Below are 17,114 nucleotides of genomic sequence, written 5' to 3'. Positions count from 1 at the left end.
TCACCTTGCCTTAGTTAGATGATAAGCAATCGACTCATATGGTCGCAATGACACTTTCTTGAAAGTGTTAGGGGTGTCTTCATAATTCGATAATAGAACCTCTGCATGATAACCATTTACTTCCACATCTTCCGGAAGTTCAAACGTTACTTCACTTTCATAGAAATTATTGATCACAAGAAGCTTTTCATTTTCACCGTTCCTTACATAAGCGAAAAGCTGTGGGTGTTCAGCTAAAAGAAGCTCATAGTCACCGTATGTGATCAAATCCATATTTTTTCTAAGTGCGATTAGCTTCTGATAATGTTCAAATACTGAATGACTCTCATTAAGAGTATCTTCGACGTTAATGTCTTCATAGTTTTTCGCAACGGGTATCCATGGTTCCCCTGTTGTAAACCCAGCGTTAGCTTCTGAATTCCATTGAACAGGCGTTCTTGAGTTATCTCTTGATTTATGACGCAAAATCTCGAGTACTTCCTCTTCACTATACCCTTTTTCCTCTTTAAGAATGGAGTAAATATTCAACGATTCTACATCGCGATAAGATGAGATCGCATCAAACTTTGGATTCGTCATCCCAATTTCTTCTCCCTGATAAATATACGGAGTACCTTGCATCAGGTGCATTGTTGTCGCTAGCATTTTGGCTGACTCACGTCTGTACTCCCCGTCATTCCCGTAGCGTGATACGATTCGGGGCTGGTCATGGTTACACCAGAAGAGGGCATTCCAGCCTCCACCTTCATACATTTCCGCCTGCCATGTTGATAGAATTTCTTTTAGCTTTAGGAAATCAAAATCGGCTACAGACCACTTTTCTCCATCAGGATAATCGACTTTTAAATGATGGAAGTTGAATGTCATGCTCAATTCATTTCGCTTAGGATTAGAGTATTTAATGCAGTTGTCAATCGTTGTGGAAGACATTTCCCCAACCGTCATGCTGTTATATTTCATAAACACATTGCGATTCATTTCGTTCATATACTCATGCACTTTTGGACCATCTGTATAAAATTTACGTCCGTCTCCAGGAGCTACAGAACCATCATCATTTGGGAAATTCTGATCTTTCGAAATAAGGTTAATCACATCGAGACGAAAACCATCGACCCCTTTTTCAAACCAGAATGTCATCATATCATACACTTCATCTCTTACTTTTTCATTCTCCCAGTTAAGATCAGCCTGTGTGACATCAAAAAGATGCAAGTAATATTGACCTGTTTCTTTATCAAACTGCCACGCATTACCACCGAATTTTGACTGCCAGTTTGTTGGTTCTGCTCCATTTACGCCATCTTTCCAGATGTAATAGTCTCGATAAGGATTATCCTTTGATTTACGAGACTCGACGAACCACTGATGCTCGGTAGACGTATGATTCACAACGATATCCATAATGATCTTAATGTCTTTTGAATGAGCTTCTTGAAGAAGATGATCGAAATCCTCCATTGTTCCATACTCTTCATAAATACTAAAGTAGTCTCGAATATCATATCCATTGTCATTCTGAGGTGAATCATAGATTGGTGTTAGCCAAACGACATCCACTCCAAGTTCACTTAAATAATCCAGCTTTTCAATAATGCCTTGAATATCCCCTGTACCGTTACCAGTCGTATCGTTAAAGCTTTTCGGATAAATTTGATAAACGACTGACTTCTTCCACCATGGTTGTTGCATATCAATCAACTCCTAATTGTATACTTGAAAAAACAAACAAAGGCGATACCATCGGAGCAGCTTAAGTGCCTGATGATATCGCTCCTTTTTATTTACTCACTTACTTTTCTAACTTTCCCATACAAGAATGTTAAAACAAATGGTACGACGAGTGCGATGGCCATCCCCATAAAGAAAGCACCCCAGTATTCTTTAAAGATTGAAAGGAAGCCTGGTATACCACCTACACCGATCGATGTCGCTTCAACACCACTAACCGTAATAACAAGACCAGCCACAGCTGAACCAATAATTGCTGCAAAGAACGGGAACTTAAAGCGTAAATTCACACCGAATAGCGCAGGTTCAGTGACGCCAAGGAAAGCAGAGACAGCCGAAGTACCTGCAAGTCCTTTCGTTTTCTCATTACGTGTAATCAGCATCATCGCAAGTGCCGCTGCACCCTGGGCGATGTTGGAAAGTGCCAGCATCGGCCATAAGAATGTGCTTCCCGTACTGCCGATTAACTGCAAATCTACAGCAAGGAACGTATGGTGCATTCCCGTGATAACGAGTGGCGCATATAAAGCCCCATACACTAATCCACCAATAGCTGGTGCAAAATCAAATAATCCAATAAAACCATCCGTTAAGAGATTCGCAATCCAGAATGTCACCGGTCCAATAAGAGTAAACGCTAGGAATCCAGTTACGAGCAAGGCAACAGGAGCCACAATGAGCATTTGAATGGAATCTGGAATCCGCTTATTAAGAAACGTTTCAATTTTGGCTAATATATAAGCTGACACAAGAACAGGCAAGACTTGACCTTGATACCCAATCTTCTCTATTTCAAGTCCGAACAAATTCCATGTTGGAATATCGTCGGCTTCTCCATATGCCCATGCATTGAGGAGATCAGGGTGAACAAGAATAAGACCTAGTACAATACCGAGCAATGGACTTCCGCCAAATTGCTTCGCTGCTGACCAACCAATTAAGCCAGGTAAAAAGACGAAGGCTGTGTTAGCAATCAGGTTAATAATACTCGCTAAATCTGCCCACTGTGGATACACCTCTACAAGTGGATCACTAAAGAAGATATCCGGTGCTGTGAGAATATTATTAATCCCAAGAAGCAAACCAGCTGTTACGATTGCAGGTAAAATCGGGATAAAAATATCAGCAAGTGTTTTCACACCGCGCTGGAGGATATTTTGTTTACTTGCAGCCGCATCTTTCACGTCCTGTTTGGACGCGCTTTCAATATCTGCCATCTCAGCAAAGATCTTAAATACTTTATCAACGGTTCCTTGACCGATAACTACCTGAAACTGCCCATTCGCCGAAAAAGAACCTTTGACAAGCTCATTCTCTTCAAGTGCTTTTGTATCTACTTTACTTTCATCATGCAAAACAAGACGCAGACGGGTTACACAATGTGTTGCGGTCGAAATATTTTCCTTACCGCCTATGGCTTCCAGGATCTGTTCGACAGACTCTCGATTAATCGCCATGTTTTCTTCCCCCTTAGAAATAATTAGATAGATCCTAAGAGAGTTGATGTATAGCGCACTCTCTTAGGAAGTTCATATCTTTATCCTTTTACTTTGGTTGTCATAATTTCAGTCTCATTTGAAGCGCCGACTGTATATTTCTTCTCAACATTTTCAAGAACATCAGCATTTGTAATAATCACAGGAGTGATCGTACTCGCTGCTTTCTCCTTAACAAGATCAAGATCAACTGTGATGAGAGGATCGCCAACTTTTACCTTGTCGCCTTCTTTTACGTGACCTTCAAATCCTTCTCCACCCATGTTAACTGTTTCTAAACCAACGTGGATTAAAATTTCAAGACCTGATTCAGATTCAATTCCAACTGCATGCTTCGTATGGAAGAACTGGATTACTTTACCGTTGACTGGTGAAACGACTTTTCCGTCTTTTGGCTCAATCGCAACACCGTCTCCCATCATTTTTTGTGAAAATGTTGGATCTGGAACTTTTTCAAGTTCAACAACATCTCCGTTTAAAGGAGCGAAAATAACCTCTTCTGAAGGCTTTTCTTTTTTACCAAATAGTTTTTTCAACATAAGAACATTCCCCTTTCAACCGCTTTCATTTATATTCTATCTTGTCTATACAAGTTTAGCTTACACATGCAGTTTATCTTGTATAGACAAGTTAGTCAACTATAATACTCAACTTTTAAATCACATTTCTAAGGGGGGAAGATGTGATTCGATAAATAATTTCCCTGATTGTCATATCCTAAACGCTGATACATGTTTCAAATTTCTCGAAAACGTATACAAAAGGACTAAGGAGTGATCATATGGAAAAGCACCAAATAAAAACGATAACGTTTGAAGATGATGGTAACATTCCAAACAACCCGTTCCATCCGCTTATTCTCTATCCAGGAGCGCTAGATCATCCCGGTAATTGTATGAAGATTTTCAAAGAAAACAATTGGACTAATGCGTGGGAGAATGGCGTGTTTTCTTACCATCATTATCACAGTAACAGCCACGAAGTACTTGGGGTGATCGAAGGATCAGCTTCCATCACATTTGGAGGAGAAAACGGAAAGACAGTTGAAGTCACAGTAGGAGATGTCGTAGTCATTCCAGCTGGTGTGGGACATAAAAAAGAAGCATCCTCGACCGATTTCCGCGTAGTAGGGGCTTATCCAAACGGTATGCCCCACGATCTTAGAACAGGAAAAGCCGATGAACGAAAAGAAGCCATCGATAACATTGAGAACGTTCCATTACCTGCAACGGATCCAATTTTTGGTGTTAATGGACCACTACTTGACGTTTGGGTCCGCTAGAACATAGCAAAAGACGCCTTTATAGGCGTCTTTTTTAGGAAGAAGTATATTCAGATTTCTTAAAACCTGGCACCGTTCTTTCGTAAAAGTCCAGGTTATCAGGATGATGCGCTATACGGCTGTCAGAATGAAGAGAATCGATGGAAAGCATCTCTTCATCAGTTAAATTAAAATCAAAAATAGCTGCATTCTCTTTAATCCGCTCGCTATGGGAGGACTTCACATTCAACAAAATCTGATGCTGAAGACACCATCTAAGAACTATTTGTGCAGGTGTTTTACCATAACGTTCGCTAACTGCTTGAATCACCGGATTCTTTAACACCTGACCTCGTTTTAACGGTGACCATGCCTGGACCTGAATTCCTTTTGATCGACAGTAATCTCTTAGTTCACCCTGTATTAACTCAGGGTGTAACTCAATTTGATTGAGAACAGGTTTGACGGTTGAGATACGAGAAATGGCTTCTAGATGGTGCGTCTCAAAGTTACTAACACCAATAGCACATACCTTTCCTTCATGATAGAGCTTCTCTAGCGCTTGCCATGTTTCAAGAAATAAGTGAGGAACTGGCCAGTGAATTAAATACAAATCAAGATAATCAGTGCTCAATCGTTCCAACGATCTTTCAAAAGCAGCAAGCGTTGCATTATAGCCCTGTTCATCGTTCCAAACTTTAGAAGTAATAAACAGCTCTTCGCGTGGAATTCCTGAATCCTTAATCGCACGACCTACTGCTTCTTCATTCTCATAATAGGAAGCTGTATCAATGCCGCGGTACCCGGTTTCAATGGCAACTTTAACAGCGCTGTAGGCATCTTCCCCTTTTAGTTTAAAAGCACCAAAACCAAGATAAGGCATTTTAACACCGTTTGATAGAACAACCGTTTTCTCAATCCCCATCTTATTTCGCCTCCTTCTTCAATCACCTTTATCTCTAAAGAAATCTGACTTCCTTCTCTACACTATTTCTTAAGACGCTACGCTATTCCTTACACAAGCTTGCGATATTCATTAATAAAAACAGTGGGATCCTTTTTGATAATAAATGATTCAACACCACTATTTGTATGAAGATATAAAAAACCATAAAGCGTCGATTGAAATCGATAGGACATATCAAAGACATCTTTGATCGCAAAATGTTTATGTCCAACAACTATCCGATCTTCATATAGTTCTAAATCGTGCTCCTGCTCTAGCGTTTTCTGTTCCGTACGTTCCATTTTTCGAATTACCTTGATAAATGGGTGAGATAAAATAAATTTCAAGTTCATCATCCTATTCTTCTATCATTCTACATATTATCACTCAGTTCCTCTTTAAGAGAAAGGGTAATAAAGAAAAAGAGCAGACCTTTACTGGTCCGCCCCCTTCTTTCGTATCAGTTAATGATAAGCATTAAGCTCAATCATTTTATCTTTTCTTTATTTGCCTTCAATCGCTTCAATAATTTTATTTGCAGCACTTTCACTTGATTGTGGATTTTGTCCTGTAATTAAATTACCGTCACGAACGGTATAAACTGACCAGTTCTCGCCTAACTCAAAGTTAGCACCTTTTTCACGTAATTTGGTTTCAAGCAAGAATGGCATTTGTTCAACAAGCCCCATTTCTCGCTCTTCAGAATCAGTAAAGGCACTTACTTTCTTCCCTTTTACAAGAGGTGTACCGTCTTTATAAGTTACGTTCACAAGTCCTGCTGGACCGTGGCAAACGGATCCGATAATTTTATCTGCTTCAGCTTGTTCCTGAAGGATATGTTGAAGAACTTCGCTATCAGGGAAGTCAAACATCGTTCCGTGACCGCCCGGTAGAAAGACAACGTCAAAGTTATTTGCATCTTCTTTTGTTACCTTAGTTGTATTTTTCAGTTGGTTTTGAGCGTCTTCCCATTCTTTCGGATCTTCTTCTGGGATACTATTTGGATCAAGCTCTACTTCGCCACCTTGAATGGAAGTGACTTTGATGTCATACCCTTTTTCCTTGAAGATGTTATAAGGGACAGCGAACTCCTCAAGCCATAGTCCTGTTTTGTGATCTGAATCGATTTCTGTATGATTTGTTACGACCATTAATACTTTAGTCATATGAATTCCTCTCCTTTATCTTCTAAGTACTTGTTAGTCTTTATGACCACTTTAGTACAATACCCGATGTTCAGAAAAGTATTCATGGGTTTGAAGAATCCAGAAAATTTTCTAATATAACAATTGAGGGATAATGAAAAACAAATAGAACACATTGAGAAAGATGGCACTCATAACAAGAAGAGTGTTTTTCTTCTTAATTTGGAGGATATAAAGAACGATCCAAAGAACAAATAATCCGATTGGAACGAACAGATAGTTATTATTTTCAACTAACTTTAAAACACCGAGGAGTTCTAAAATAGAGTATGGAACAATAATGACTCCAAGAATAATATTGATAAGATGAATCCATTTTCTTTCAAGAGCTTTCACTAGAAATGTATCTCCTTTCTGAAAGAACCGATTTCACTAACTATTCTATTTTCCATCTCTATTGATGAAGAGTCAACGATCAATTTGACGAGGGCTTTTCAAACAGCATCCTTCTTTTCTTCACTCTTTCTGCTCCATAATTTGGTCTTTTTCTAATCATATCGTCGGGTATTTGATCAAAATCGTCGAATAGACTCCTTTTCCTCCGAATGCTGTCTCTTGTAGAGGACAATCATTCAAGGAGGAATAAAGATGAAACACAAAATGAAACTCGTAGCAGCGCTACTTATTTCTAGCATCATTTTTGTAGCCACGCCTTCATTTGCTTCTGCAGCATTTGATTCTGTCAACCAACAAGGCGACTCAGGTGGAGAAGTTAAGGAACTGCAAGACTATCTTATGACGAAAGGGCTATTCCCCTACCACACTGCAACAGGCTATTACGGAGAGATCACTGAAAAAGCCGTGAAGAATTTTCAGATGAATCGCAATCTCCAAGTAGATGGGATTGCAGGACCAGAAACAAAACAGGCCCTTCAAGTCCTAAGACGTGGAGACATTGGAAAACAAGTCATACATATACAAAGCCAGCTTAATCAAGCGGGATATGAGAGCGATGCAGATGGGATTTATGGTTCAGGTACAGCTACAATTGTAGAGGAATTCCAACGAGACAATGGCCTTTCAGCTGATGGGATTGCAGGGCCATCCACACGTAGAGCGTTAGATCAAATGGCTGCACCAGGTTCAGCTGCAGGGAAAGAATTCACGGCAGAAAGCACCGCATATACAGCCGATTGCACCGGATGTTCCGGTGTGACTAAGATGGGAATCAATTTAGACAAATACCCGGACGCCAAAGTGATCGCCGTTGATCCGGATATGATTCCACTTGGCTCCATTGTGGAAGTTGAAGGATATGGTACTGCCATTGCTGCAGACATTGGTGGCGATATTAATCACAATCGTATTGATGTGTTTATTCCAAGTCAGCAAGCCGCCCTCAATTGGGGACGAAAAGATGTTAAAATACGCGTCATTGAATAAGAAAAAGAACAGGCATTCCATATTTGGAGTGCCTGTTCTTTCTTTATGATTTATTCGTTGCATGCTTTCCCCGCTGCTGCAGTTTAATTAATCGATACGTATGTGTAAAGATTACTTTTAACACCGCATAAGTTGGAATCGCAAGAATGAGTCCTAGGAATCCAGCGAGACTGCTGGCAACCAATAGTAATAAAATAATCGTTAGTGGATGGATATCAAGTTTTCTTCCCATCACAAGAGGTGAAACAAGGTTACTTTCTATTTGTTGAATTACGATCACACCAAGAACAACCCATAGAGCAGTAAGCGGTGATTGAATTAATCCTACAATAACCCCAGGTGCCGTCCCAATGATAGGACCGATAAACGGTACAACATTAAGGAACAGGGCAATGAGCGCTAGAATTAAGGCATAATCAAGATCAATAATAACGTACCAAATGTAAACAAAGGTTCCAATAAAGATACTTACAATCAGCTGGCCTTGAATAAAGCCACTTAACGCATCATCCATGTCTTCTAGTATTTTCGCCCCTTCTTTTCGATGAGCTCGAGGCACAACGCTAAGTAAAGAAGGCATCAATTTCTTCCCGTCTTTCAACATAAAAAACAGAATAAAAGGAAGAAGCACAATTCCTACTAATACATTCGTCACAACATTTAATATGGAGAAAATGTAGTTTCCGAAAGAGGAGCTAATTTCTCCGATAGAACCAGATATACGATCCGTTAACTCCTGGATATCAACCATTTCACTTTGAAGAATTCTCGCTATGTATGGGTTGCTTTGCCATTCATTGGTCGCCTTTTGTAGATCATTGATAAGGGTCGGTGCACCTTGGACAAGACTATTAAATTGATCAACTAGAACAGGACCAATGCTCAGAACTAAACCAGTCACACCACCAGCAAGGGCAAGATAGACAAGGAGAATACCAAGCGGTCTAGGAATTTTCCACTTTTCTAAAAGGGCGATAACAGGTCTAAGAATATAATAAAACACCCCTGCAGCGATGATTGGGAATGCTAAAGTTGTTACAAGTATCACAAGTGGACGAAAAATAAATTCGATTTTACTCCCTACCCAAATCACTGTAAAAATAAGGAGGAGCCAAATAAAAAATCGAAACAATCGTGATTGCTGCATGATCGATCATCACTTCCTTTCATTCATTTTGATGAAGCCTTTACGGTAGAGACGAATGATCATCTCGATAAACCAAACGGGGTATTTCTTCGGAAAGAAGCGACGTCGGTAGTAGCGATCATAGGCCATCTTTAAGTCATCCCAGTGCGTACACTCCTTTGATTGACGGAAGCGAACAACATCGATGACGCGAACTTCTCCATTCGAGAGAAGCATCACATTTTGGAGATGTGTATCGGAAGGATTCAACCCTTTAGAACGGGCATACTGGAGCGCCACATCCACCTGCAGTAGCATATCATCAGTGATGATAATCCCTCGTCTTAAGCACTCGTAGAATGTAATGCCGTCCAAGTATTCTAAAACCACATACCCCTCTCCTCCCTCATAATAAAAAGGAAAGTGGTTATTTTCTTGAAGTACTTGATAAATCGAAGCTTCCTGCATAGCAAGATGAGCACAGTCAGGATAGAAAACCTTAAGAACCTTTTGTTCATTAGGTATTCTAAATACGACTGCACTTCTACCTCTACCGATTAGCTTCAGCTCTTCTGGTTTTCGAAGAACCTCTGTTCCAGATATCTCAATTTGCTGAACCATTCTTCCAATGTCATTCAAATGACAACACCCTCTTCATTTCTCGCATTTGTTACGCGATCTCTATCTTTACACCTATTCGCAACAGATGGCATGGTATAAGGGTGAACCGCCTGGATCGCAATAGAAACCAAGTATATATAATAGCTTAGGTACACAAGAGGTATAATCTTTGTTTGAGAGAAATCTCATTTTTAAGACTATCCTACACCATTTACGAAAGAACACAAGGAAATGTTTCAGATCTCTAGAAAGTTTCTCCGGTCATCGTACTCATAAATAATTGGTAGAAAGCAAAATAGTTCATTGATATTGCGACTGAATGAATGGGTCTTCCATCAAATTCATCTTGTTCAAAGGATTTCCTAAAATCACCAATACTAAGGCCCCGGGCTTCTCCGGTAATTTCTACTGCTACGCGAGTGCGGTAGAATGTGCAAATGTCCTTCTTTTCAACCCCCATTAACGTAAGCGCATCGTGAACAGGACTACCTTCAATGTCTGGAACCATTTTCTTATAAAATTCCTCATAATAGTAATCTAAAAGTGGCTTAATAAGAGGCGCCTTCCCTTTTGCATGAACATAATTAACCATTCCCGGCGTTACAATCGCATGCTCCGTCACATTTAGTGGAAATAAAAAAACATGCTCAGCATATTTCATCACAATATTTGCCGCAACTGGATCTGCATAAAAATTAGCTTCTGCACTCGGGGTCACGTTTCCTGGTACGTTAAATGCACCGCCCATTATATAAAATGATTTAATTCCTTTCATCGTATCTGGATACAAGAGGAAGAGCGTCGCAAGAGAAGTCATCCTCCCAACATTTACAATCACAAGGTCGTCATACTCTTCAATTATTGAAATCACTTGAAAGAAATTCTCTAAAGGGGCAGCTTCATTTGGCGGTGGCGTAATAGGACCTAATCCTTCCGGTCCATGTACATTAGGATAATAAATCGGCACCTCTCCAGTCATAGGCTTTTCTGCCCCACCCATTACAGGGATATCCGTTCGGCCAACTTCTTCAAGTAAGTAGCGAACGTTACGGGTCGTTTGTTTTTTTGATACGTTTCCGTAGCAAGCTACAATACCAATAACATCCACACCTTCTGATAAATAAGCAAATAAAAGCGCGACCGTGTCATCGATTCCTACATCTCCAAAAAACAAGACCTTTTGCCCCATTCCTTCACCTCATCCCCATACTTATCATAACTAACATATTCACATCGCTGTAAATTAAGAAGCAAGGCAATTTGATAGGTGAATATTAGGAGGAAAAGCTTTTTCATATTAATAAGCTCTAAAGAAGAGTAGGTTTCCCTACTCTTTTGGTACAAAAATATTTAATTCGTTATGCATCACTTCTGCTTCGAACGGAAGGTGAATGCCTTCATCGCCATCGATATTTACAACAAGTTCATGACCCGATTCCACTTTTAATTTCGAGGCTGGAAAATACTCTACTTGAGCATTATTTTGCAACTTTCCAATGAAGAGATCTGGTATGATTTTAAACACTTTTGGTAGAGAAAACTCTCTTAATATAAAGACATGAAAGTAGCCATCGTTCACCTCTGCATGCTGAGCGAATGACTGTATCCCTCCAACTGAGTTTGTTAACGCAATTAGCATTAAATAAGCTTTCCCATCCCATTGCTTACCATCGTATGTAATGTTCAAGTCGAATGGTGTTTTATCCTTTAAAGCTTTTCCACCTTCAATTAAATAAGCCAGTGGACCAAATTTGGATTTTTGCTCAGCTGAAACGTCATATACAGCTTCTGCAATAGCGCCAACAGCAAGTACATTCATAAAGTATTGATCGTTTATACGTCCAATATCAACCGGTTTTGTATGCTGCTCAGATAGAACCTCTAGCGCTTTCTTAGGTTGCATCGGTATGTTGAGTGCTCTTGCAAAGTCATTCACTGTTCCAAGGGGCACGAAACCAAAATCAGGGCGTTCTGTTTCACGCGCTAAACCATTCACCGCCTCATTAATCGTTCCATCTCCTCCCATTGCAACAACTGTATTAAAGTGATTCTCACAAGCAGCTCTTGCAAAACGAACAGCATCTCCCTCTTTTTCGGTGTACTTCACCGTCACGTCTACATGGTTTTGTTCTAAAATGGCTACAGCCTCATCTTCATATTTCATCGCTTTTTCTTTCCCTGAAGATGGATTAATAATCAACATGGCTCGCTTCACAGCAACGTCCTCCCTAAAACAGAAATAATAAATCTATTTAGTTCGTTCCCTTCTTTCTAAGCCTTGAAACAGTAGGATTTCATCAAATTGGTGGATGCATACAAATCCTTCTCAGATTAGTCGTTATATAAGATTTTTCATAAAACCATATGACAAACATTTCCTCTCCCCTATAATAGAATGGGGTATTCGAACTCATGTAAAGAGAAACTTGATTAAAGATGCTGTTTAGAGCACGGAAAGGAACTTTTCAAGTGAGGAATTATATGTATTTTGCAAGTAGTTTTATTTTATTATTCTTTTTTCTCCAACTTCTATCGGGGATCATATTAACAATGTTAGTCGAATCCCCCTCCTATACAAGTTTTGGAAACTATACGAGCGCAGAGAATTCTTTTCTTGTGACGATCATTATCATGGCGGTTTCAGCCGTCATAGCTTTTCTTATTCAAAAGTGGCTCAGTAAGAGACGAAAATAATGAAGATTTCACTCGAATGAGCTAACAAAGTTATTTAATAAGGTTTATTAATAGGTAACATCTTTTGAAGCAATAGGAAAGATAATCCTCATCCCTGTCTCTTGTAGAGATAGGGATTTTCAATGTGTTCTTTAGCTGTAATAATTGTTTCTAATGAACGAAAATAGGCTATGTTAAACACTAAACGCCATTTATTCAGGAGTAGGAGTCGCATATGAAATATCATTCGCTGTATCGGATCATTGTGATCGTTTGGATGTCGGTTAAGTTCTTCATTCAACTCGAGCATTTCAGAAGAAAAAGCAAGCATTCATGGGACCAGGAACGCTGGCAGAAGCTGTTAAAGAAACAAGCGAGAGAATATAAGGAAAAAGCGATTCGTCTTGAAGGATTACTTGTGAAACTCGGACAGTTCCTCTCTACAAGAGCTGATATTCTTCCAAGAGTTTTTCTTGAAGAAATTGAAGATCTTGTTGACCGCGTCCCTTCTTTCTCTTGGGAGAAAGCAAAAAAGACTCTTGAAGAAGAATGGTCATCTGATTACGAAGATGTCATTGAGCAGCTTTCTGAACGACCAGTTGCTTCTGCCTCTATTGGTCAGGTATACAGAGCAACGTTAAAATCAGGTGAAGATGTTGCTATCAAAATCCGTCGTCCAAATATCCGTAAAATCATACGAGCTGACTTTCAAGCGCTCCGAATTGTCTTTTGGTTAATGGATACATTCACTTCTTATGGAAAACAGCTCGATCTTAGTAGACTTTATGATGAAGTTCGAAGCGTGATTGAAGATGAACTCGATTTTAAAAAGGAACTAAAAAACGGACTACACTTCCAGGAACGTTACAAAGACAGCCCAGGTTATCGCGTACCGAATTACGTATCTGAATGGTCAACGAAAAAAGTCCTTGTCATGGAGTGGATGGAAGGCGCGCGGATTACGAATCTTTCTTACATTGAAGAAAAGGACATAAACCGACAAGAGCTCGCACGTAAACTTTTGAAGGGCTACCTTGAACAGCTTCTTCAAGAGGGACAATTTCATGCCGACCCACATTCAGGGAATATTCTAATCCAAGAAGATAGCACAGTTGTTTTTATCGATTTTGGAATGGTTGGTCATATTGAAGCAAGAGATGCTCTATCGATTCGCAAGCTGATTACTGGAATCGTACTAAGTCAGTATCGTGATGTCACGGATGCCCTTGAAGAACTTCGGTTTCTTCTTCCTAATTCAGACAAGCGTCAGATTGAGAAAGCTATCCAGACACTTGTCACGTTATTTGTCGAACAAGATTTAACGATGATGGATGAAGATACGGCAGATCAAGTGCTGACAGAAGTGCAAATCCTTGTGAATAAACAGCCCATTCAACTCCCTAGTGAATTCGCTTTTCTAGGAAGAGCGATATCAACAATTGTAGGTATTCTGTACACATTGGACCCAGAGATTGATTTAATTGAAGAAGGAAAGCCGATTGTGCAGGAATGGATCAACCGGGAAGAATCAACTGATAAGCGCTATGATCCTAAGAAAATTTTGAAACAACTTTATGCGAGAATAACTTCCATTGAAAACCCTCTTGACCGATTGTCTGATGAGTTCAACCAACATCGAAAATGGGAAGAATCGATGAAGCAACGAGAAGTTAAAGCAAAAAACATGTTGTGGAATAAGCATTATGGATTTATCCTTTTTTGCCTCAGTCTAATCGGATTCTTTATTAGTGAAGCCTTTGAAATTCAATCGTTACTCCTCCCTACTATGATTACTGGAGGAATCAGTTTACTCGTCATACTTCTTGCAGGCACCTTCGAGAAGCGACTATGGAAAAAAAGGAGCAGTAAAAATGAATGATGAAAAAGTAATGAAGGAAACAACAGAAAAGCTCGGACGCTCTGAAGTGAAAGTGGAAGGTCTTCAAGATGGGTATCGTATTACAGTGAAAGGAAATGAAGAAGAGCTCAAGCAAAAACGACGCGTTGGCGGTGCCTTTATTAACCTTCTTAAACAACTTGAAAGAGCAGGCTATCGATTGCCTTTTCCATTTTCATGGATTCTGCGCTTCTGGAATCGGTATTCAAAACCATAGAAGATGAGGGAGCATTCCCCTCTTTTTTATTTTCACTTCTTCCTCTTATTGGTACAATGAGGAAATGAAACCACTTATCATTGATTCACAAGAAAGGGTGTGCGCCATGGATAAGCAACACGCAGCAGAACTAATTACAAAAGTAAGAGAGACTTCTCCTCTCGTTCACAATATAACGAATACAGTTGTTACGAACTATACTGCAAATGGTTTACTTGCCGCAGGAGCTAGCCCTGTAATGGCGTATGCACGAGAGGAAGCGGCAGATATGGCGAGAATTGCTGGAGCTGTCGTCTTAAATATTGGAACACTTACAAAGGAAACCGTTGAAGCGATGCTACTCGCAGGAAAAGCAGCAAATGAATTGAACACCCCTGTTATACTCGACCCAGTTGGAGCCGGTGCTACTCCTTATCGAACGTCAACTGCTCGCCGCATTTTAAAAGAAGTCGACGTTCAATATTTGCGAGGAAATGCCGCAGAAATCGCTAATGTTGCAGGAAAAACATGGTCAATTAAAGGCGTTGATTCCATCGAAGGGGACGGAAATCGCGAAGCTCTTGCTAGAAAAGCTGCCAAGATGTTTGGCTGTGTTGTGATTGTAACTGGGGAAATTGATACCATTTCAGACGGCAACACTTCAATAAGACTAGGAAATGGTCATCCCATTTTAACGAAAGTAACCGGCACTGGATGTCTTCTCTCCTCTCTGCTTGGGGCATTTGCAGCCGTTGAACCAGACCCTATGCTCGCAGCCTATGGCGTTCTTGCTTTCTATGGAGTGGCTAGTGAAAAAGCCGCTCATCTCGTTGGAAACAGGCCTGGAGATTTTCAAATTGAATTACTTAACCAACTCTCTCTGCTCTCATCAAAAGAAATTGAAGAAAGCATTCAACTCATGCCGAACTAACGAAAAGGGGAGCGCGAATCAACATTCGCGCTCCCCTTTTCGTTCAAGGAATCAACCTCTTCTTCATCAAAAAACATACTCCTATCAATGAGCAATAAAAAAGCAATCCTCCACGCCTTTGAATGTATAGACTACTTTTTCAAGCAACGGATGGAAGTAAACAATGAGATAATCTCCGCTTCGATCGATGACTCGTTTACCCCAATGATACACTGGATAATCCTGCATGGTGCATGATTCTGTTTCGACTTCGGAAGTGATCCAATCGATCACTTTTGCTTCCTCATCCATTACTTCCCCCTCGAGAACTTACTGATAGGTGAATGTGTACTACACTTTCTTCTCTACACCATGACGCCCATCCACCGAAAGTGCTCTATTGTTTAAGACATATCTCACTTGTTTTTCTATTATTACTTTCAAAGAATATCCCAATTCATGTAAAAACCTGAAGCAAAGGCTTCAGGTTCGTACTAAAACAAGAGGCCAATAATTCCGGCCAGGATGCCAAAGACGATGGCGATAATATACCAGATCACCGCAAGAACAACGATAAGCCAACCGATTCCTTTTCTACCTGTTTGAATGAAATAAACCCCAAGTACGATTGGTCCAAATATCAAACCGATAATGGCCCAAAAGAAGGAACTCTTATCTCGTTTCTTAGCATCTATAAATAAGAAAATGGCGATAACCACATTTACAATAAAGCCAAATGACATTTCCATACGTTCACCTCATTTCTAGAAAACTGTTTCCCTTTAGTTTTACATTCTAAACTGGGCATCTATGTTATTTACGTGAGATCAACGATTAACGTATCGAATGCAAAGGATATCTTCTTGTTTTGTAGAATGGTGCTCTCCACTTGTTTTAGATCATCAAAGCTTAATTGATCGGGTTCTTCGATATGTGTTAGGAAGACTTCTTTCACTTGAAGCTTCTCAATGATTTCAAGCGTCTGACGAAACGTTGCTTCTTCTTTGAGTACAGGGTGCTCAGCGTTTATTTGGCGCTCCCCAGTAATCGGATGAAATTCGCATACACCTGTAGGCAGCACCGCAAGATCCAATTCCCCAAGCTCCGGTGGCTCCCAACCAAATAACTCGTCAGGCGCAATGAGAATACGTTTGCCCTCCCCCTCAAACAAAAAGGCATAAACATAGTCCTCCGAAAGCCGAAACGGTGTAATCGTTATCCCATTAAGACTCACCTTTTCTCCATCACTCAGTTCATGAAGCGATATGTACTTCTGACTTTCAAAGAAAGTTAGATGCTCAGCTGTACCTAATCTTGTCTGAAAATCGATGGCTACTTGTTCTGGAAGATAAACGTCCGTCGTTGTTCCTTTTGCAGGATGATTGATCCAATCGGCATTCACTGATTCGAGTACTCGTCTCCCCATCACATGGTCGGGGTGCCAATGGGAATAAAAAACGCCATCAATGTTTGAAATACGTGATCGATTTAACTGCATATAACTATCTTCAGGTGTATCAATCAAAACATTGGGCCCATGAATAAACACGCTTGGACCAGATCTACTGTAAGGAAGTCCCTTTTCTCTTGCTTCCTTGCATACGTCACATTGACAGAGTGGGCGCGGGATCGCCATAGCGCCACCAGTGCCAAGAAATTCGATTTGCAT

Annotated in this window: 19 protein-coding genes; 5 read left to right on the top strand and 14 right to left on the bottom strand. The window is 40.1% G+C overall.

What is annotated here, in order from left to right:
* The 3 genes from treC to AC0VYJ_RS07730 all read right to left on the bottom strand — a co-directional run bounded on the left by treC (position 1) and on the right by AC0VYJ_RS07730 (position 3,766).
* On the bottom strand, positions 1-1,692 hold the full coding sequence (gene treC / locus AC0VYJ_RS07740) for an alpha,alpha-phosphotrehalase (protein WP_475367081.1): 1,692 nt from the start codon (positions 1,690-1,692) through the stop codon (positions 1-3).
* 92 nt (positions 1,693-1,784) lie between these two features.
* The gene (treP, locus tag AC0VYJ_RS07735; RefSeq protein WP_194221023.1) at positions 1,785-3,188 is read right to left on the bottom strand and encodes a PTS system trehalose-specific EIIBC component; all 1,404 of its coding nucleotides are present in this window, start codon (positions 3,186-3,188) and stop codon (positions 1,785-1,787) included.
* Positions 3,189-3,268: 80 nt separating this feature from the next.
* Positions 3,269-3,766 carry a PTS sugar transporter subunit IIA gene (locus AC0VYJ_RS07730; RefSeq protein WP_475367080.1) on the bottom strand — a complete coding sequence of 166 codons (498 nt, stop codon included), beginning with the start codon at positions 3,764-3,766 and terminating at the stop codon, positions 3,269-3,271.
* 242 nt (positions 3,767-4,008) lie between these two features.
* On the opposite strand from AC0VYJ_RS07730, the gene AC0VYJ_RS07725 reads away from it, so the two are divergent.
* Entirely contained in the window at positions 4,009-4,509 is a 501-nt protein-coding gene (locus tag AC0VYJ_RS07725; protein ID WP_475367079.1) for a cupin domain-containing protein, read from the top strand.
* 34 nt (positions 4,510-4,543) lie between these two features.
* Here AC0VYJ_RS07725 and AC0VYJ_RS07720 read toward each other — a convergent pair whose 3' ends face one another.
* The 4 genes from AC0VYJ_RS07720 to AC0VYJ_RS07705 form a co-directional block, all read right to left on the bottom strand.
* On the bottom strand, positions 4,544-5,413 hold the full coding sequence (locus tag AC0VYJ_RS07720) for an aldo/keto reductase (RefSeq protein WP_475367078.1): 870 nt from the start codon (positions 5,411-5,413) through the stop codon (positions 4,544-4,546).
* Between the two features lie 89 nt (positions 5,414-5,502).
* The gene (locus AC0VYJ_RS07715) at positions 5,503-5,781 is read right to left on the bottom strand and encodes a hypothetical protein (RefSeq protein WP_226612359.1); all 279 of its coding nucleotides are present in this window, start codon (positions 5,779-5,781) and stop codon (positions 5,503-5,505) included.
* Between the two features lie 156 nt (positions 5,782-5,937).
* Positions 5,938-6,600 (bottom strand): type 1 glutamine amidotransferase domain-containing protein, encoded by a 663-nt coding sequence (locus AC0VYJ_RS07710; protein ID WP_475367077.1) that lies wholly within the window; start codon positions 6,598-6,600, stop codon positions 5,938-5,940.
* A gap of 111 nt (positions 6,601-6,711) precedes the next feature.
* Positions 6,712-6,975 carry a hypothetical protein gene (locus AC0VYJ_RS07705; RefSeq protein ID WP_475367076.1) on the bottom strand — a complete coding sequence of 88 codons (264 nt, stop codon included), beginning with the start codon at positions 6,973-6,975 and terminating at the stop codon, positions 6,712-6,714.
* A 252-nt stretch (positions 6,976-7,227) separates the two neighbouring features.
* Here AC0VYJ_RS07705 and AC0VYJ_RS07700 point away from each other — a divergent pair, with 252 nt between their 5' ends.
* Positions 7,228-8,022: a peptidoglycan-binding protein gene (locus tag AC0VYJ_RS07700; RefSeq protein WP_430242351.1), complete on the top strand. Its 795-nt coding sequence runs from the start codon at positions 7,228-7,230 to the stop codon at positions 8,020-8,022.
* Positions 8,023-8,065: 43 nt separating this feature from the next.
* On the opposite strand, the gene AC0VYJ_RS07695 is transcribed toward AC0VYJ_RS07700, so the two are convergent.
* The 4 genes from AC0VYJ_RS07695 to AC0VYJ_RS07680 form a co-directional block, all read right to left on the bottom strand.
* Positions 8,066-9,169 carry an AI-2E family transporter gene (locus AC0VYJ_RS07695; RefSeq protein ID WP_475367075.1) on the bottom strand — a complete coding sequence of 368 codons (1,104 nt, stop codon included), beginning with the start codon at positions 9,167-9,169 and terminating at the stop codon, positions 8,066-8,068.
* A gap of 9 nt (positions 9,170-9,178) precedes the next feature.
* On the bottom strand, positions 9,179-9,787 hold the full coding sequence (locus AC0VYJ_RS07690) for a serine/threonine protein kinase (RefSeq protein WP_475367074.1): 609 nt from the start codon (positions 9,785-9,787) through the stop codon (positions 9,179-9,181).
* A gap of 226 nt (positions 9,788-10,013) precedes the next feature.
* Positions 10,014-10,958, bottom strand: a complete 945-nt coding sequence (locus AC0VYJ_RS07685) for a nucleoside hydrolase (protein ID WP_475367073.1) — start codon at positions 10,956-10,958, stop codon at positions 10,014-10,016.
* Between the two features lie 138 nt (positions 10,959-11,096).
* Positions 11,097-11,984 (bottom strand): diacylglycerol/lipid kinase family protein, encoded by an 888-nt coding sequence (locus AC0VYJ_RS07680; protein WP_475367072.1) that lies wholly within the window; start codon positions 11,982-11,984, stop codon positions 11,097-11,099.
* A 693-nt stretch (positions 11,985-12,677) separates the two neighbouring features.
* Here AC0VYJ_RS07680 and AC0VYJ_RS07675 point away from each other — a divergent pair.
* The 3 genes from AC0VYJ_RS07675 to thiM all read left to right on the top strand — a co-directional run bounded on the left by AC0VYJ_RS07675 (position 12,678) and on the right by thiM (position 15,466).
* On the top strand, positions 12,678-14,321 hold the full coding sequence (locus tag AC0VYJ_RS07675) for an ABC1 kinase family protein (RefSeq protein WP_475367071.1): 1,644 nt from the start codon (positions 12,678-12,680) through the stop codon (positions 14,319-14,321).
* Positions 14,314-14,556 carry a hypothetical protein gene (locus AC0VYJ_RS07670; RefSeq protein WP_475367070.1) on the top strand — a complete coding sequence of 81 codons (243 nt, stop codon included), beginning with the start codon at positions 14,314-14,316 and terminating at the stop codon, positions 14,554-14,556. Before AC0VYJ_RS07675 ends, AC0VYJ_RS07670 begins: the two co-directional genes overlap by 8 nt.
* A gap of 106 nt (positions 14,557-14,662) precedes the next feature.
* Positions 14,663-15,466, top strand: a complete 804-nt coding sequence (gene thiM, locus AC0VYJ_RS07665) for a hydroxyethylthiazole kinase (protein ID WP_475367069.1) — start codon at positions 14,663-14,665, stop codon at positions 15,464-15,466.
* Positions 15,467-15,550: 84 nt separating this feature from the next.
* Here thiM and AC0VYJ_RS07660 read toward each other — a convergent pair whose 3' ends face one another.
* From AC0VYJ_RS07660 to AC0VYJ_RS07650, 3 genes are all read right to left on the bottom strand, one after another.
* Entirely contained in the window at positions 15,551-15,757 is a 207-nt protein-coding gene (locus tag AC0VYJ_RS07660) for a hypothetical protein (protein WP_194221010.1), read from the bottom strand.
* 182 nt (positions 15,758-15,939) lie between these two features.
* Positions 15,940-16,194 (bottom strand): hypothetical protein, encoded by a 255-nt coding sequence (locus tag AC0VYJ_RS07655; protein WP_475367068.1) that lies wholly within the window; start codon positions 16,192-16,194, stop codon positions 15,940-15,942.
* Between the two features lie 68 nt (positions 16,195-16,262).
* Entirely contained in the window at positions 16,263-17,114 is an 852-nt protein-coding gene (locus tag AC0VYJ_RS07650) for an MBL fold metallo-hydrolase (protein WP_475367067.1), read from the bottom strand.

It is taken from the genome of Anaerobacillus sp. 63XJN7_5_ISO-PGPR-S23-430, assembly GCF_056173695.1.
The sequence above is the reverse complement of the archived record's forward strand: the minus strand, read 5'-3'. Positions and strand labels throughout refer to the sequence as shown.

Coding starts and splice junctions, on each gene's coding strand:
- AC0VYJ_RS07700 (WP_430242351.1), top strand. CDS start 7,228: ATGAAACACAAAATGAAACTCGTAGCAGCGCTACTTATTTCTAGCATC.
- AC0VYJ_RS07725 (WP_475367079.1), top strand. CDS start 4,009: ATGGAAAAGCACCAAATAAAAACGATAACGTTTGAAGATGATGGTAAC.
- treP (WP_194221023.1), bottom strand. CDS start 3,188: ATGGCGATTAATCGAGAGTCTGTCGAACAGATCCTGGAAGCCATAGGC.
- AC0VYJ_RS07675 (WP_475367071.1), top strand. CDS start 12,678: ATGAAATATCATTCGCTGTATCGGATCATTGTGATCGTTTGGATGTCG.
- AC0VYJ_RS07720 (WP_475367078.1), bottom strand. CDS start 5,413: ATGGGGATTGAGAAAACGGTTGTTCTATCAAACGGTGTTAAAATGCCT.
- AC0VYJ_RS07670 (WP_475367070.1), top strand. CDS start 14,314: ATGAATGATGAAAAAGTAATGAAGGAAACAACAGAAAAGCTCGGACGC.
- AC0VYJ_RS07660 (WP_194221010.1), bottom strand. CDS start 15,757: ATGGATGAGGAAGCAAAAGTGATCGATTGGATCACTTCCGAAGTCGAA.
- AC0VYJ_RS07710 (WP_475367077.1), bottom strand. CDS start 6,600: ATGACTAAAGTATTAATGGTCGTAACAAATCATACAGAAATCGATTCA.
- AC0VYJ_RS07730 (WP_475367080.1), bottom strand. CDS start 3,766: ATGTTGAAAAAACTATTTGGTAAAAAAGAAAAGCCTTCAGAAGAGGTT.
- AC0VYJ_RS07650 (WP_475367067.1), bottom strand. CDS start 17,114: ATGCAAATCGAATTTCTTGGCACTGGTGGCGCTATGGCGATCCCGCGC.
- thiM (WP_475367069.1), top strand. CDS start 14,663: ATGGATAAGCAACACGCAGCAGAACTAATTACAAAAGTAAGAGAGACT.
- AC0VYJ_RS07695 (WP_475367075.1), bottom strand. CDS start 9,169: ATGCAGCAATCACGATTGTTTCGATTTTTTATTTGGCTCCTCCTTATT.
- treC (WP_475367081.1), bottom strand. CDS start 1,692: ATGCAACAACCATGGTGGAAGAAGTCAGTCGTTTATCAAATTTATCCG.
- AC0VYJ_RS07655 (WP_475367068.1), bottom strand. CDS start 16,194: ATGGAAATGTCATTTGGCTTTATTGTAAATGTGGTTATCGCCATTTTC.
- AC0VYJ_RS07685 (WP_475367073.1), bottom strand. CDS start 10,958: ATGGGGCAAAAGGTCTTGTTTTTTGGAGATGTAGGAATCGATGACACG.